At 36.4% G+C, this 349-nt stretch carries 1 protein-coding gene; it reads right to left on the bottom strand.

What is annotated here, in order from left to right:
* Positions 1-309: 1-phosphofructokinase family hexose kinase (locus AOA60_RS05605; RefSeq protein ID WP_256592802.1), on the bottom strand; the 309-nt coding region annotated here is incomplete at its 3' end.
* Positions 310-349: the final 40 nt, after the last annotated feature.

The raw sequence follows: 349 nt of genomic DNA on the forward strand, positions 1-349 counted from the left end.
GTTTACTTCTGTCTCGTTGTCTTCCGTTCGAAGCTTCACATTTATCCTTGTATCCCCTTCTACTTCGATGAAATCCGCTGTAACATTTGTCTTTTCAAGTTCGCTTTTAACAAATTCTCCAGTAAACCCTCCGATAAAACCAATAGCCTTACTCTCTATGTCTAAATTACGAAGTACTTTAGAAACGTTGATCCCTTTTCCTCCTGGATACTTCAATTCAGTCTTAGTTCGGTTTGTCTTTCCTAGCTGAAAATCTTGAACAGAAACAATGTAATCAATTGATGGATTTAATGTAAGTGTGTAAATCATTGGATGTTCACCACCTTTAATTCTGTTAACTTCCTATAGC

Origin of the sequence: Pseudomonas sp. 2822-17, from assembly GCF_002742485.1 — a bacterium.
Lineage (GTDB): Bacteria > Pseudomonadota > Gammaproteobacteria > Pseudomonadales > Pseudomonadaceae > Aquipseudomonas > Aquipseudomonas cyclaminis.